Source organism: Brevibacillus sp. AF8 (assembly GCF_021270385.1).
Classification (GTDB): domain Bacteria; phylum Bacillota; class Bacilli; order Brevibacillales; family Brevibacillaceae; genus Brevibacillus.
In genome coordinates this window covers 192,083-207,592 of the sequence record NZ_JAGQDN010000010.1, presented here as the reverse complement: position 1 = coordinate 207,592, position 15,510 = coordinate 192,083, and the positions used below count along the sequence as shown (strand labels likewise).

Annotated in this window: 10 protein-coding genes and 1 pseudogene; 1 reads left to right on the top strand and 10 read right to left on the bottom strand. The window is 44.5% G+C overall.

What is annotated here, in order from left to right; translation table 11 throughout:
- From KB186_RS15495 to KB186_RS15485, 3 genes and pseudogenes are all read right to left on the bottom strand, one after another.
- Positions 1–463 (bottom strand): annotated as a pseudogene (locus tag KB186_RS15495) (sugar-binding domain protein); the annotation flags it as partial.
- Between the two features lie 119 nt (positions 464–582).
- Positions 583–3,753, bottom strand: coding sequence for an S-layer homology domain-containing protein (locus KB186_RS15490; RefSeq protein ID WP_232773932.1), 3,171 nt, complete (start codon positions 3,751–3,753; stop codon positions 583–585).
- Between the two features lie 450 nt (positions 3,754–4,203).
- Positions 4,204–5,412: a TolC family protein gene (locus tag KB186_RS15485; RefSeq protein ID WP_173610489.1), complete on the bottom strand. Its 1,209-nt coding sequence runs from the start codon at positions 5,410–5,412 to the stop codon at positions 4,204–4,206.
- Between the two features lie 272 nt (positions 5,413–5,684).
- Between KB186_RS15485 and KB186_RS15480 the strand changes: the two genes are divergently transcribed.
- Positions 5,685–6,344: a YigZ family protein gene (locus tag KB186_RS15480; protein ID WP_232773929.1), complete on the top strand. Its 660-nt coding sequence runs from the start codon at positions 5,685–5,687 to the stop codon at positions 6,342–6,344.
- A gap of 76 nt (positions 6,345–6,420) precedes the next feature.
- Here the strand turns inward: KB186_RS15480 and KB186_RS15475 are convergent, their stop codons facing one another.
- The 7 genes from KB186_RS15475 to KB186_RS15445 form a co-directional block, all read right to left on the bottom strand.
- Positions 6,421–10,938 carry an S-layer homology domain-containing protein gene (locus KB186_RS15475; RefSeq protein WP_232773928.1) on the bottom strand — a complete coding sequence of 1,506 codons (4,518 nt, stop codon included), beginning with the start codon at positions 10,936–10,938 and terminating at the stop codon, positions 6,421–6,423.
- Positions 10,939–11,112: 174 nt separating this feature from the next.
- Positions 11,113–12,213 carry a glycosyltransferase family 4 protein gene (locus tag KB186_RS15470; RefSeq protein ID WP_173610486.1) on the bottom strand — a complete coding sequence of 367 codons (1,101 nt, stop codon included), beginning with the start codon at positions 12,211–12,213 and terminating at the stop codon, positions 11,113–11,115.
- A gap of 27 nt (positions 12,214–12,240) precedes the next feature.
- Entirely contained in the window at positions 12,241–12,978 is a 738-nt protein-coding gene (locus KB186_RS15465) for a WecB/TagA/CpsF family glycosyltransferase (protein ID WP_048035063.1), read from the bottom strand.
- Between the two features lie 124 nt (positions 12,979–13,102).
- A complete protein-coding gene (gene fabZ / locus KB186_RS15460; protein ID WP_173605649.1) occupies positions 13,103–13,561 on the bottom strand; it encodes a 3-hydroxyacyl-ACP dehydratase FabZ in 459 nt (152 codons plus the stop codon).
- 172 nt (positions 13,562–13,733) lie between these two features.
- Positions 13,734–14,255: a CDP-alcohol phosphatidyltransferase family protein gene (locus tag KB186_RS15455; RefSeq protein WP_088909731.1), complete on the bottom strand. Its 522-nt coding sequence runs from the start codon at positions 14,253–14,255 to the stop codon at positions 13,734–13,736.
- A gap of 130 nt (positions 14,256–14,385) precedes the next feature.
- Positions 14,386–14,640 carry a DNA-directed RNA polymerase subunit beta gene (locus KB186_RS15450; protein ID WP_173610485.1) on the bottom strand — a complete coding sequence of 85 codons (255 nt, stop codon included), beginning with the start codon at positions 14,638–14,640 and terminating at the stop codon, positions 14,386–14,388.
- A gap of 35 nt (positions 14,641–14,675) precedes the next feature.
- On the bottom strand, positions 14,676–15,509 hold the full coding sequence (locus KB186_RS15445) for a flagellar hook-basal body protein (protein ID WP_232773927.1): 834 nt from the start codon (positions 15,507–15,509) through the stop codon (positions 14,676–14,678).
- Between the last annotated feature and the right edge of the window lies 1 nt (position 15,510).

Here is a 15,510-nt window from a genome sequence, read left to right as displayed (position 1 = left end):
ATTTGTCTACAGTAGTTCCAAACTTAACATCAACTGTCAGAGCGTTAATAGCACTTACAGATTCAACTTTCAATTCACCTGTATTATCGCCTTCAACTTTTGCTCTAGCATCTTCATTTTCAGTAGAAGTGCCATCTGGCTTAACTACTTTGTACAGGTCAACGAAGTCGGATTTTTTCAGTGGTTGCGCGAAAGCAGTTGCGCTACCATCTTTGATGATCTCGGAGAAGAAAGCACCTTTTCCGTTGATGTGTACGAATACGAGGTTGTCAGAACCTACACGCAGATCTTTTGCGTATTGAGCTTTTGCTTCTTTAGTCAGGTTCAACAGAGTTGTTGTGGAGTAAAACTTTTTAACATCTCCGCCAACATAAACACCAGCTTGTGGTGCAGCATAAGCAGAAGCTGCCATGCTTGCGACTACTGCAGTAGAAAGAACAGAAAGTGCTACTTTTTTATTCACGTACTACCCCTCCGTATGTTTGATAGGAAGTTCTCTTTTTAATAGGGTATGTAGTACAGAAGGGGGAAAATCCCCCCTCTATACTACCCTGTAGATCTGGTTACTATTGAAGCGTAATCTTACGCTTCGTTGTAAGTTACAGTAGCTTCGTCAGCCTTACCTTCTTTGTTAGTAACTTTGAGGGAGCTGCTGTTAACTTTACCTTCAGCGATAGCTTCTACATAGATTTCGCCATCTTTGATGGACAGTTTGATATCATCTTGAGACAGTTTAGAACCATTTACGTAGAGTTCAACTTTCTCGATATCGGATTCTTTAACACCCGATTTCAATTTAGCTGTAACAGCCAGTGTTTTCATGCCTGCACCAGCTTCTACGTATTTACCAGTCAGTTTGGAATCAATTGCATCCCACTCATCTGGATTTGGGGTTTCAGTAGTTGGCTCTTGTTTCAAGAATGCTTCTGCTTCGTCTTCCAGGTCTTCTTTACGAACTGTCTTCTCGTCGGAAACGATCAGAACGAAGTCGTATTTAGTACCGGAGATGTCACCGCTGTCGATCATTACAACGTAGTCGCCTTCGTTAACGCCATCTGCTTCACCGAGGTCATCGAACAGATCGAAGTAAACTGTAGCAGATTTGATGCTAGCTTTCTTCTTGTTGCCGTCAGCATCTTTGTAAGTGATGGTGTCTTTGCTTACATCATCAACCAAACCAACAGTCAATTTGTCGATGTTTGCATCGCTCAGGCCTTTTTCGTCAGTTACTTCTGCGAGCATGCCTTTAGCGTTTTTGTTAACTACTTCAACTACATCGTCAACGATAACTTCGTCGTTGGAATCAACTGTGAATGCGATGAAGTCGTTACGACGGATGTCGTCATCTTTCAGATCGTCTTGATCGCCATCCAGTTTGTATTCTTTCTCAACGATTTTGTTGCTATCTTTCTCTTTAACCCATACTTTGATGGTGTCTTTACCGCCAGCGCGACCGAAGTCGATAACTTGACCGTAGATAGCATCACCAGACAAACCGTCACCTTCAACAACGAAGATTGCTTCTACTTCGTCTTTGTCGTTTACAGTGTAGATTACGGACAGGTCGTTTTCATCAGCAACGTCTTTGAATTTCGCAGTTTTAGCGTTTTTCAGTTCAGCACGTTTGCCGTTTGTTTCCAACTCACCAGTCATGTTGAAGACAGCTGTTTTGTCAGTAACTTCGTAGTCGCCAACCATATCGTCGTCTTCATCTGCGAGGTCATCCCAAGCTTTGCCGGATTCTTCTTCAACCTTAACAGGTTTCAAGAATTCAACTTTGTCTGGTTTGCCATCTGCATCAAGAGTTACTTCTACGAGCAGAGTGTCTTTGTCTTTGCTAGGTACCAGAATGTTTTCCAGATCCCACTCGGACTTGCCATCTCTGGAGAAGTTTTTGCCATCGAAGTCATAGATGTCTTTAGCTTCGAGGGAAACAGTTACTTTTTTACCTTTTTGAGTCAACACAGTGAAATCCCAAGTGTCTTTGCTTGTGTTGAAAGTAGCTGCACGAGTGATGATTGCTTTTTGTTTGCGATCGTCGATAGCATCCTTAGTTTCGATGTGACGAACACGACCAGAAGCATCCAGGTACAGTTTTACTGTTTCGTCGTCCAAGCTGTCAACCAGATCCCAGTGGTCTTTGTCGATGTCTTGAACATCTTTGTTACCGTCATCGGAGAAAGTAGCACCTTCGTAAACGCGGTATGTTTTGTCGCCGATAGTCAGGCGGTAGTCGTTGTTGTTACGGCTAACAACTTTGTCTACTTTACCTTCTACTACTGTGTCAGTAGCGAATACCAGCAATTTGTCTTCGTCGCCATCAGCGTAGTATACGCTGTAAACCATGCCTTCTTTCAGATCGCTGAATTTAGCTGGTTTACCGTTGAGGAATACCAAGAAGTCTTTACCTTCTTCTTTGTCTTCCAGGTCGTTGAACTTGTCGTTATCACGGTTCGTGATTTTCTTTTTATCAGCATCGATTTTGGAGATAACTTCGGAACCGTATTTAACGCCTTCGTCTTCTTTGTTCATGGATTGGTCGTCAATAACGTGGATGTAAGCAATCTCGTTATTGTTGTCCAGAACAACTTTTGCACCGAAAGTGAATCCGCCATCAGCGTTGTCCTTGATGATTTCTTTCAAACCATCAACTGGATCGTTGAAGCGAGTGAAGTTGTAAGTTACTTTAGTATTTTTGTTGAAGCGGTAGCTTTTTTCGCTAGCATCCAGTTCCAATTTCAGATCAGCCAGATCAGAGTTGCTCAGATCTTTTGGATCTTCCAGAAGTTTGCCTTTCAGCGTGAACTCGCCAACGCGGTCCATGATAACTTCTTGGTCTGTGGAACCTTCCATCCAAACGATTACGTCTTCACGGTCGTCTTTGATCCACACTTGTACGTGTTGACCATCGAAATCGTTAGCGTTGATACCGTCAGCTACTTTGTAAGTAGTGTTGCCGATACCAGCATCTTTACCGTTCAAAGTAACTTCGTTAGCTTTGATTTTGCCCAGACCGATAGCTGGTACGTTAGTTACCAATGGCAGGTCTTCGCTGTCGTTGCCAGCTTCTTGAGCCCATTCCATGTCACGAACAGTAACTTTCAGGTATTTAGTCAGGAGAGTTTCTTTCGTGATTTCATGACGGATGTCAGTACCGAATTCAACTTGCTCCATCAGGTCTACGCGAAGAGCGTTGTCGAGCATTTTGAAGATGTCGCCACGAGTTGCTGCATTGTTAGGAGAAGTGATGCTTCTAGCAATGTTCAGCTCGGAAGCTTTGGAGATCATGCTGTTAGGCCATACACCCTTAACGGATGGCTCATAACCCAGTGCACGAACGATCATAGTTACAGCTTCAGCATAAGTAACTTGGTTTTGTGGTTTGAAAGATTTGTCCGGGAAACCTTTTACGATTTCTTCGCCGGAAGCTACGTTTACGAAACCAGCAAACCAATCAGTAGATTTTACATCTGTGTAAGTATTGCTGAATTGTGCCAATTTCGCACCTTGCTCCAGTCCGCGAGCGCGAACAACCAGAGTAGCGAACTCTGCACGAGTGATAGTTTTGTCTACACCGTATTCGCCGTTGCCATAACCTGCTACCAGGCCAAGAGCTTCCAGACGTTTTACGGTTTTTTCCATATCAGCATCCATTTTAGGAGCTGTAGTTGCTGCTTCTTCTGCTGCGAAAGCCATTGGAGCAACAGTAAGTGCGAGTGCACTAGCCAATACACTGTTAACGACCTTTTTCATAACCTTGTGTTCTCCTCCTCTAGTATAAACAAATTGTTCTTGGGGAATATTTGTTGTTAATCTATCTTTCTTTTTAAAGCCCGAATCCTGCAAGCGCGTGTCACCTCCTTTCGCAGGAAAGCCTCGCTTTTTGTGTTAAAAATCTCTAGTATATTCAGTATTGTGTAAAATGCAACAATCACTAGTGTAACACAACTGCTAGAATTCGTGAATCTTTTTTACACAATTCCCCGTTTTTCGTGTGACATCCTATTAAACGCCTGAGCGAATCAAAAGTTGCGGCGCCTTCGAAAAAAATTTAAAGTTTTTTTCGTGGTTCGTTATTCACCTGTCCATTATGTACGAAGTGACATCCGCCACAATCCGTATTATAGGGGACATATGGCGGGCTGTCACGACTGAACCTTTTTCCAATTTGGGTCAAAACCTCATAATCTTGCTTGAATTAGGTTAATTTCCTAATGCATTTTCAAAGTTTACGACAGCCAAGTTGTAAGACAGGACAGCTTTTTGGTACTCGTTCTCACGAGTAGACAACGCTTCTTCCGATTGGATTACTTCCAAAGTCGTTGCGAGTCCATTTTCAAAACGCAAATTTTTCAAACGATAGCTCTCAGCAGCAGAATCTTTTGCCGCTTTTTGGAAATCAATCGCCTCACGAGCTGCGTTTAGGTTGAGGTATGCCTGTGCAACATCTTTCGAAACGGTACGTTTTGCCTCATCAATGGCAAGCTTCGATTTCTCGACGTTGTTGCGAGCTTGTTGACCAGAAAGAGTTGACGCCGCTGTATACTCGGCGATCAGCTTCACATTCAATTCTGCCAGCTTGAGCTCTTCTTCTGCTTTGGTAATTTCCAAACGTTTAGAGAGGGCCTGCTTCTCAGCATCTTCCATGGTGATCGAGATTGGAGCCATTTTCTTATTGGCAGAGACGATTTTCCATTCTTTTTGCAGATCAACGCCAAGGAAATCGTTCAAATTCATCACGGCAATTTCCAAGTTGTTTTCCGCAGTCGTCAACTGAGCCTTTGCACCAGCTACGCCCATTTCTGCTTCAAGAACGTCAGTCTTCGCGTTCGTTCCAACATCAAATGCAGCCTTGGCTACTTTCAGTTGTGCTTCTGCACGAGCCAAGCTTTGTTTTTTTAGATTCACGTCATCTTGAGCAAAAATCAGTTTGTAATAGGCATCTTGTGCACCTAACTTGATTTTTCCTTCTGTAGACTTAACAGCGAGCGCATTCAGCTTCTTCGTCATTTCACTTTGGGCGCTTCTTACATACTTTGCTTGCGCTGCATCCAAGGATTCCAGCATGTCTGCTGTCATTTGTGCCGTGCTTCTGTAAGTAATCGAGTTGTTAATATCTGCATTTTTCGCATCCAGAATAGCATTTTGTAATGTGACGTTGGTTTTCAAAGCTTGTTCAATCGCTTTATCCAACGTCAACTCTTCTGTTGCGGCAGTATCAGGCGTTGTCGTATTCTCTTTGCCTGCCTCAGCTGCTACTTTATCGTTTGATGCTTGTACAGTCGTAGGTGCCTTTGCTTGATCGGAGCCTGTATTCGCAGATGCCGTCAAGGTTCCTGCGCCAAGGGCTGTTGTTAATAATGCCGCCAAACTGATAGACATCCATTTCTTTTTCGAATATGGAAAATTCACTGACTTCCACTCCTTTATTTTATATTGAGCATAAAATTATTAACCACATTAAATATGTGGTTTGTCCCAAGATCACTATATCACAGAGTTATCCTTCTCACACGCAAAATTATGCCATACCAGCATTTTCATAAGGGAATCATAAGGAACTCCTCCCTTTCCTTTTTTATTCCACAAGCACCACATAGAGTACTACGATTATGTGTCAAAAACATTTCAATGTTCGCCAACATTTCTTTGGCATGCTATCCTTTTCTTGAGGTGATTGTACGATGCTTACCCAATACAAAACCATCGCTGGCTACGGTGAGGACTATATCGTTATTGAGCGCTCCCGTTTTATCGGATATGCCCAGCGGGTTACCACTGAGGAAGAAGCGACAGCATTTATCGCGATGATCAAAAAGAAGCACTGGGACGCTACTCATAACTGTTCTGCTTTTGTCATCGGCGAAAACGATCAGATTCAGCGCTCGAGTGATGACGGGGAGCCTAGCGGTACGGCAGGCAAGCCGATCCTGGAATGCATCAAGAAAAACGGCGTGAAGGATACGGTCGTGGTCGTCACTCGCTATTTCGGCGGAATCAAGCTTGGGGCTGGTGGACTTGTTCGGGCTTATACAGCTGGAACCGTCACTGCATTGAAGGCTGCGAAGATCGTGGTGCACACGCTGCATCAGACAGTCTCTGTCAGCGTGGACTATACGTGGTGGGGCAAGGTGGAGAACGAGCTGCGCCTTGGTGAACATCGCGTGAGTAGTACGGATTTTACAGACAAGGTGACTGCGCATGTGCTGATCCCTGAGGGTGAACAGGATGAGTTTGTCGCAGGGATGGTTGATTTGACAAACGGACAAGCTCAAATCGTGCTGGGGGAAAAGGAATATGTGGAGGTTCCTGTAGACGCGGTTGGCGATGTAGAAGAAGAGTAATTTCTCCATGAAAAAAGCTGAAGAGGCGATGACCTCTTCAGCTTTTCTTCTATTATATATGGCGAAATATCTCGGCTTACTGCTTAGGCAGTTTTTTGAGTTGGACCATCACACGAATAGTGATGACAGCCATTTCAGCACGAGTCAGGTTGTTTGTTGGTTTGAAGCTGTAGGTTGACTTTTTCTCACCTGGATTATCTATTTCGCCGTTCATCAGTTTCGCCTTGCTGACAGCAAGTACGGATGGAGCTGCATAGTAACTAACATCCTTGGCATCTGAGAACATTTTGTTCAAAGCCAGTTTGGAAGCATCGAGTGTACCCAATTTGAGATTAAGCGCACGCGAGATCATAATTGCTGCTTCTTCGCGAGTAAGATTTTCATCTGGACGGAAGTAGCCGGGTTGTTTTCCACGGATAATTCCAGCACGAGCAGCTGTCTCGATATATTTGTACTCATAATCCCACGAATTGCGATTCGGACGAACATCGGTAAAGGTTGGTTCTAACGGATCACGCTCGTTGCTATCCCGATATGGCCCAGCGTTAATTGGCAGATCCATTGCTTTAACCAGCATCGTTGCAAATTCGCCGCGTGTCATGTCACGGTTAGCCCCAAAGCTGCTTCCACTGTATGCTGGCATGATGCCTTTGGCATACAGCGTCTCAATTGCATCACGAGCGAAATCATGTCGAATGACATCATCGTATGTTTCTCTCGTTTTCATGACCATGTAATAACCAAAACCAGCAAACGGCACCGTAACAGTCTTTTTGCTTGTACTCACTACGCCACCAATATTTTTCCATTCATCCCCATTGTGGTAGAAAACGGTCAGGATGTTATTCGCTGCGTTAACAATGGATGGGTCGTATTTGATGGTAATTGTACCACGAAGGCTAGGAACCAGATTGTCTTGCCAACGACTCTTGAAGTCTTCCGCATCGCCTTCATCGAAGTATGGATCACGACCACCCGGGGCTTCTGTATCACCTGCATCTACATAGTACAGGGGACTTGCATAGTTGAAGTTAGCTTCCAGAACCAGTCGTTCTTCCAGATTATCCTCGTCGATGGATATTTGTCCTGTTGTCCGATCTGCCATACCGAAGTATAGAGGTACATCGACAAAAATATCTCCGCTTGGATTCTTCACTTCTTGACCAGCACGGCTATCATCTGGCGACAGCAATACTGTACCTTTCGGGAACTTCAGCTCAAATTGCTTATCAAACACACTAAAAGCAGTTTTCTTTCCTAATACATCGCGATATTCTGCACCATTTACAGTTGAGCTCGCATTGTAGATTTTGATTTCGTCTTTATAGGTGCTATCGCCAACCACGACCGAGAACTTAATTGCGTTTAGACCTTTTTTAAGTGGAACAGTAGATGTAAACACATAATAAGTCTCTGGTATGGTCTTGCCCTGCTTGTCATCGTAATAGAAGTCAGGATTGCTTGTATTGGTCACTTTTGCTTCTGTTTTTCCGAACAATACTTTGTCCGCATTTTCCGCAAACACTTTCACAACTGCACTGTTACTATTTACAATAACGTATGGATCGTTTTCTTTTGCTTTTACTGGGGATAGAACTTCCCAGCTGGAATATTTCTGATCGATGTTGATGTCATAGCGAATGACAGTACCATTGTCATCTTCAGCTACGATGGTGTAGACCGTTGTTCCACCCTTTTTCAAAGTCAGAGGGAAAAGGGCCAGTTTCTGTTCCTGTTCCTTGGCATCTGTCACGGCGTCTTGTACTTCTTCAACAAGATCACCATATTTCTTCGTGTTCATCTTCCCTTCAAATCGGGAACGAGACTGTGAATCAATGTTTGTCTCGTCAAACAAGTCTTCCAAATCATTATTCAACGATGCTTCCAGGCGCGCTTTTACGTATTCCTGGTTCGTCGTATCTTGTTCCCAATCTCCACTCTTGTAGCGGAAATCATTGATCCGTTTTCCGTTCTTTTCGATGTAGACATGTGTTGCATCATTTACAGTAAAGCTCAAGTTGGTCAAGAAGTTGGCACCTGTTTTATAGGATGCATCTCCAGCTTTCTTGGTCAGCTCTTCAGTATCACCATTGGAGATGATCTCCAGCTTCACATCCTCGACAGATGGCGTCTTGGATGAGTTATAGGAAACGTTATAGGTGAATACTGTTTTTGGATCATCTTTCAAGGTGATTTTCAGGACGTTGTTGCCTTTTTTATATTTCAGCTCATCCTTCGCAATAAGGAACGTACCTTTATTTGTGTCAATATCACTATCTTTAATATTGATTTTTGTACCATTTAAGGTTGCCTCAATGTTACTTGTGGTGCCACCCTTCAATACATAGTTGTACACTTTCCCATCGAGATTTCGGATGTCATTCTCACTCTTTACTTGATATCCATCTTCAAAACTGCGTACCTGTCCAGTTGCATCTACATATGTGATTTGAGCAAATGGGGTAATGCGAATATCCAGAGTGTAAGCAGCAGATAATGAACCCGCTGCACCAGTATATCCAATCACCAGTTTTCCTTGACCCTGGGGCAGCTTTTTCAGAGTAAGCGTAAAATCATCTGTCCCAGCTGTAATTACATAGTCTGTTCCTGAAGTTAACGCTTGCCCGTTATACGTGATCGTTGCAGTAGTTGGATCTGGTATATTTTTCGTAACTGCTTTCAATTCCAACGGTGAAGTAACAATGATATTCGCAGCCGTTGGAGACAATACTTGTGCATTTGCCAAATTAATCACTTGTGAAATGCTCGGCTTAGAGCTATCCAAGTATTTGAATTCGTACTCGTAATTCGCAACATTAATGAAACCCGATGGAGACGTTACAGAATTATCCGAAGCCTTTGTCAGGTATTGATAGCTCAAAGAGACCTTGTACGTTTTACCGTCCACGAAGCTACCTGCAGGTATCGTCGTCATATTTACCGCATATTCCGTAAATCCACTTTGCGGGTTGCCAATCTGTGTATAGCCTACCCCGTCGGCACTCTTGTATTCTTTTTTTGTTGCACCTTCGGAAATTGTAACCTTGAATTCTTGGAACTGCTGCTCACCAGTAATATCTACAAATTTCAGCAGTGCCGAACCATGCAGTGCCATAACTGGAGAAGTTGCTGGACCTGATATCGTCGCTTGCTGGTTAGGCAGAAGTGGTACTCCATTCAACATTACTTTGTAAAATTGATCCGAGCTTCCTGAGGATGTAGTGGTGACTAACAGCTTACGAACAAAGGTCCCTACCTCTTTGTTTTGGTTAAAGACTCTGATTTCCAAAGTATTTTCGCCAAGCTGGGATGGTACACTCAATCCAAATGAACCAGTACGGTTCACCTGTGTTTTAACTACATCACCTGTACGCAGGTTTTTCACTTCAACGGTATCTGCATTTAGCGCTTTCCCGTCCAGATTCAAATTAAGACGGTTGAGCGATGGAACCGTGATATAAGTCGGACTCGTGTTGACATTCGGATCGTTCAGTGGTGTATCATTTACTTTCAAATCACTAACAAGCGGTGTGTTGTTGTATTGAACATAGAACTGGTAGTGTTCTTTGGTTACATTTCCTACCTTTTCGTAAAAAGCGATCTGATTCAGCCCGGGCTTCAAGCTGATGTTATTAAATGTAAAAGTGCTACCATTAATCGTTGGTGCAGTGTTGGCTAAGTCTTGAATGGAGCTGCCGTTGTTCGTAATCAGCTTCAGTCTCAAGCTACTTCCCGTTACTCCACTTCCATACGTACCGATCAAGGTAATAGTTGAGTCCCCATAAATCACTGGAGTATAGGCTGTCGTTCCTCCAGAGAAGTTGGTAATGGAGATCGGGCTGTTCTGTGAGTTGTACTCGTAATATACAATGGCACGTTCTCCTGTATTCGGTGCAAACAACTGAACTGCATTCAGACCAGGAGATAAATCGATATCTGGCAAGGTACCTTCGGAACCGGTTACGGTTCGAACGGTTACTCCGTTTACCTGAACTTCGACAGCTTGTGATTTATCCACTGCGGATGAGACAGTATATTTGTATTTTAAATTCGTTACTGTTCGATTGGTTACCTTGATAGGGTCACTTTGATGCTTACCCGCTCCGGCGTTATCAAAAATTAGCGGACCTGTTCCTGGAGCAGCAGGGGTTGGTGTGTACTGGAAATAAATCTCTGCTGTATCGTTCGTTGGATCCACCGTTACTTTTGGCTTCACTGTAACTTTTGTTACTGCTCCACTACTATTCAGTTGAAAATCAGGCAGTGTAATTTTTTCGTTTACAAATAGTTGATTGTTCGGAAGTGGAACATTATCAATTAAAACATCAAAACCTTGGCCATTTTTAGTGGCATCCTTGTAGAAAAGCTCGACTTGGTATACCAATTTGGATTTTGTCTTAATCGGGTCGCTATAACTTGTGCCCCCCCCGCTGATGACATAGCTAGATGGTGGTGTCTTGATACCTGACGTAGTATTCCAATTGGAACCCAGCGCCGCAAAAGCTGGTACCGCTGGCATAACACCTGTAACAATCAGCATCATCGTCAGGCACATTACCAGCCAACGACGGAATTGTTGATAGGACTTGTTCATATTTTCACCTCTCCGTTTTATTTTTGAAACCTCTTATGTGTCCCACACTATTAATGGGACAATGTAATTCTCCCTATCTTTATCGGACAATTCCCTTCTTCACTTAAGTGTTTCCCCCTAAATATTGGCGAAAAAAAGCCCTAGCACCATTAGATGCTAAGGCTCTGTTTATTTTTAGTTCGTCCGACGCTGTTGCTCGGTCTGTTTAATTTTGATCCGTCTGTAAGCGTTAATCAACGGACGGTGACGGCGACTAACGAGGCCAACGATCTCCGTTCCAAGATGAATGGCTATCAGCAGCGCGACCATGACAATAATCGTAGTCCACTTCGTCGTCTTCGTCAGCAGGATCGCCATCGTCCCGAAGAAAATGCTGATCGAGTAAATCGTGAGTACAGTCGAGCGGTGCGACAGACCCATGTTTAGCAAGCAGTGATGCAAATGCCCTTTGTCTGGGCTCGAAATCGGCTTTTTGTTTACGATCCTGCGCACGATGGCGAAGAACGTATCCCAGAGCGGTACCCCCAGTACGACGATTGGAATGATAAAGGAAACGAACAACGCTTCTTTAAAGCCCATGATCGACAGGGCAGCCAGGTTAAAGCCCAAGAAAAGCGAACCGGTGTCGCCCATAAACAGACGAGCCGGATGAAAGTTAAAGTAGAGAAAGCCCAGGATCGCTCCGAGGAGCACGAAACAGTAGGTCGCTACCTTGTAATCATCCATCAACAAGGCCATGACGCCCATTGTCCCTGCAGCAATTGCTGATACACCTGCCGACAGTCCATCGAGACCGTCAATCAGGTTCACCGCATTCGTTACCCCGACAATCCAAAACATTGTGATCGGAATCGCCAGCCAGAAAAGCCAGCCACTGCTGAAATCAATGCTCCCGCTATACGGTAGATTCACGACGCCAATCTTCAAGCCAAAAGGAATGACGACAATCGCTGTTGCGACTAGCTGGCCAAGCAGCTTCCATTTTGGCGAGAGTTGGTATTTGTCATCGAGCATGCCAACGACCATAACAATCGTACTTCCGATGAAAATTCCCAGCATTTCTGACATGGTTGTATGTGGGACAAATAGGAAGAACGCAACCAGATAACCGATATAAATCGCCAAGCCACCCATACGTGGCATGATTCGCGTGTGTACTTTGCGCTGGTTCGGAGCATCCACAGCCCCTACTTTTACAGCCAAGTTTTTTACATACGGTGTAGCAATAAACGATATGATCAGCGAAGTCAGAAATCCGAGGATTAGTGTAGACATCGACTGTTCTCCTCTCTACGGATGCATCTAGGAACGGCTACTCCATTTTTCTTTCAGTACGGTTAGAACAAACCGAGGAATAGCCAGTTGACGCTTCCAGCGTGAAGGCTCAGAAGCAAGTCGATAAAACCATTCCAAATGCAGTTTTTGCCAAATCTCGGGAGCGCGCTTTACTTTCCCGGAAATGACGTCAAAGCTGCCGCCTACCCCCATCATTAAGGAGGCATTTAACTGATCGCGATACTTCGCCATCCATTCATCTTGTCTGGGCGCACCCAGTGCGACGAACAGGAGCTGTGGTTTCGCTTCGGCAATTTCTTGTACAATTTGAGTTTCTTCCTCTGGGCGAAAATAGCCATCCCGACATCCGACGATTCGGGCGTTCGGATAACGAGCACTCAGTTTGTCTTTTGCCAAATGAATGACATCCGGCTTGGCGCCGAGTAAATACACGCCCCACTGATGTTGATCGGCTTTCGCCATGAGCGCTTCCAGAAGCTCCACACCGGTAACGCGCTCATAAATTGGCTGATTCGTCCATTTGGCAGCGTACACGATTCCAATTCCATCTGGAACAACATAGGCTTGTTCTACAATAGAACGGAAAGCGCGATTCTCTCTCGCTACCATGACGATTTCCGGATTGGCTGTCACCACGTGGGTCTTTTGACCGCTTTGTATGCGCTCTGTTATATGATCGACAGTCTCACGAAAACCGCGAGTCGTAAATGGCACATCTAATATGGTTGCGACCTGTTTGGTCATTTCTTCACCTTCAAGTGCTTGTTAGTAAATGAATGTTTAAAAAGACGGCTTTTTAAACTACCTTCTCATGGATGGAGTTGCCCATTAGCCATTCTACCCGAAAAGAAAGGCACATTCAAGATGATCATGAATGTGCCTTATTTCCTGCCGTCAGGGCAAACATTAATCCGCCCTCTGCTACTACTTTTCCATTTACCAGTGCTCTGCCATGTCCTTTGCCGACGGTTCCACGTACACGAGTAAGCTCAACCTCTAGTACCAGCGTGTCTCCCGGCTTCACCTGATCTTTGAAACGGAATTCATCAATGCCTGCAAACAGTCCGATTTTTCCTTGATGTTCCTCCATGCTGAGCATCGCTACTGCCCCAACCTGTGCCAACGCTTCCACAATAAGGACGCCAGGCATGACTGGATAACCAGGAAAATGCCCTTGGAAAAACGGCTCATTTACCGTGACATTTTTAATTCCAACTGCTCTTTTTCCTAACTCCAGCTCTTCAATTTTGTCTATCAACAAAAACGGGTAACGGTGTGGAATGATTTCCTGAATTTGCATAATATCCAAAGGCGCTTTGATTTCCATTATGTATCGCTCCATTTCCATACTTAACTAGACTTGTCTATGAATGAATACCCTTTAACCAACGAAACAATATACATAACTCCCGCCCCAGTAAAACGGTCAAGCGGGGTTAAGATAAAAGGGGCACTTCCTCCCCAAAGCGGAAGTGCTCTTTTTCAACTTGCTGGAACCCTTACACGCGGTTCAATAGTCGAGCCTTTGCCAGATAAATCGCACTCGCAATAAACGAGAACGCTATAACCGACCAAAGTATCGCTTCACTGTACTCATAACGGTACATAACGAGCGGAATGACCAGATACAAAAGAACGGTTGTCAGCTTGCCATAGGCATTAGCCGGGACAGTTTTTTTGCCACGGAAATGATAAACAGCTCCTGTTACTATCATGGCCAGATCGCGCACAAAGAAAAACAGGGCAGCCCATACACTGATTCGATCCGTCAAAAATAATGAGGCGATGACCGCCAGCATCATTAATTTATCTGCCAGAGGATCTAACATCATTCCGATGGTGGTCACAAGCTTATGCTTCCGCGCGATGTACCCGTCCGCAATATCGGTCACTCCCGCCAAAATCAAAATGCCTAAAGCGATTTCAACATGATACGGAAACTCCGAAAAAAAGACATACAGGTACAAAGGGATGAGCACGATGCGAAAGATCGTAAGCAAATTAGGAAGATTCACGGACATCCCTCCGTATTCAAATCGTCACTTCCTTTTTCAACCACTCGACCTATTATACTCTGTGGACAAACACCACAACAAGTCCCCGAAAAAATAGGAGCCCCAACCAAAGGTTCGGGCTTGTCCAGCTTCATTTTTACGTATCCTCAAACATTAAATCCCACATATGTTTGTAGGTTCCTGGATCGAATACTTCAGACATTGGCTTCTTGCCAACTCCACCGTATCCGATCATCAGACCAACGACCAGAGAGAAAAACAGCAGGAGTGGGACCAGCACCATCTTGGCAACTCTCAGTCGCCAATTTTTGCCGCTCCGTTCCCGCTCTCTTGCTTTTGACTTAACCTCTTCGGTCTGACGCGGGAAACGTTTGCTCTTCCCTTGTTCCATGCTCCTCTCCTCCGTCATGTTGAATTTATATAGCTTTATCTGCTTCTCAATTGGTTCGCAATACCCATCATTTGATCACTGATACCAATTGCGCGTGAGTTCAATTGATACGCACGCTGAATGTTCACCAGTTGGGACATTTCTTCTGTCATGCTGACGTTTGATGACTCGAGAGCACCTTGGCGCAATGTTACACCATCATCATATGCACTGGTGTATTTACTTTGCGGTCCTGCTCCGAAAGCCAATTCGGCATCAAACAGATTCTCACCGACTTGCTTTAGCTGATCAGGGTTCTCTACATTCCATACACCAATTTTTACAGGTGCCAGCATTCCGTCCGCACTGAAAGTACCATCAGGGGAAATCGAGATATTTTTTACTGGCTCCGGGAATACGATATTCGCACCATTTTCGTCTGTCAAAATATGGCCAGACGTGGTGTGCAGTACGTATCCCTTGTCATCATCATCATAAGACAGCTTAAAAGAACCATTACGCGTAAAGCGACTTTCTTCATCCACGGTGATCTTACTCGCATCTTTGATTTTACGAGTGACCAAAAAATAGCCATCTCCTTCAATCAAAACATCTGTTGGCACATCTGTCTGCTTGAGACTGCCTTGACCGAGATCCAGCTTGGTCATGGCAAGATGCGCTCCACTACCGATTCTTATCCCCACTGGTGTATTGCGATTTTGGTTATCCGCTGCCGGCTGCTCATTCATTGAGTCTGTGAGAAGCTCGGAAAACGATGCTACCCTGCGCTTGTACCCAATCGTATCAATGTTCGACAGGTTGTTGGCTGTATTGTCCAACGCTTGCTGAATACCGCGCATAGCTGATGTGGAAATATTAAGCGACTGCATC

Excerpts from the sequence above, each read along its gene's own strand:
- KB186_RS15490 (WP_232773932.1), bottom strand. The coding sequence starts at position 3,753 with ATGAAAAAGGTCGTTAACAGTGTATTGGCTAGTGCACTCGCACTTACT.
- KB186_RS15480 (WP_232773929.1), top strand. The coding sequence starts at position 5,685 with ATGCTTACCCAATACAAAACCATCGCTGGCTACGGTGAGGACTATATC.
- KB186_RS15475 (WP_232773928.1), bottom strand. The coding sequence starts at position 10,938 with ATGAACAAGTCCTATCAACAATTCCGTCGTTGGCTGGTAATGTGCCTG.
- KB186_RS15470 (WP_173610486.1), bottom strand. The coding sequence starts at position 12,213 with ATGTCTACACTAATCCTCGGATTTCTGACTTCGCTGATCATATCGTTT.
- KB186_RS15465 (WP_048035063.1), bottom strand. The coding sequence starts at position 12,978 with ATGACCAAACAGGTCGCAACCATATTAGATGTGCCATTTACGACTCGC.
- fabZ (WP_173605649.1), bottom strand. The coding sequence starts at position 13,561 with ATGGAAATCAAAGCGCCTTTGGATATTATGCAAATTCAGGAAATCATT.
- KB186_RS15455 (WP_088909731.1), bottom strand. The coding sequence starts at position 14,255 with ATGTCCGTGAATCTTCCTAATTTGCTTACGATCTTTCGCATCGTGCTC.
- KB186_RS15450 (WP_173610485.1), bottom strand. The coding sequence starts at position 14,640 with ATGGAACAAGGGAAGAGCAAACGTTTCCCGCGTCAGACCGAAGAGGTT.
- KB186_RS15445 (WP_232773927.1), bottom strand. The coding sequence starts at position 15,509 with ATGCAGTCGCTTAATATTTCCACATCAGCTATGCGCGGTATTCAGCAA.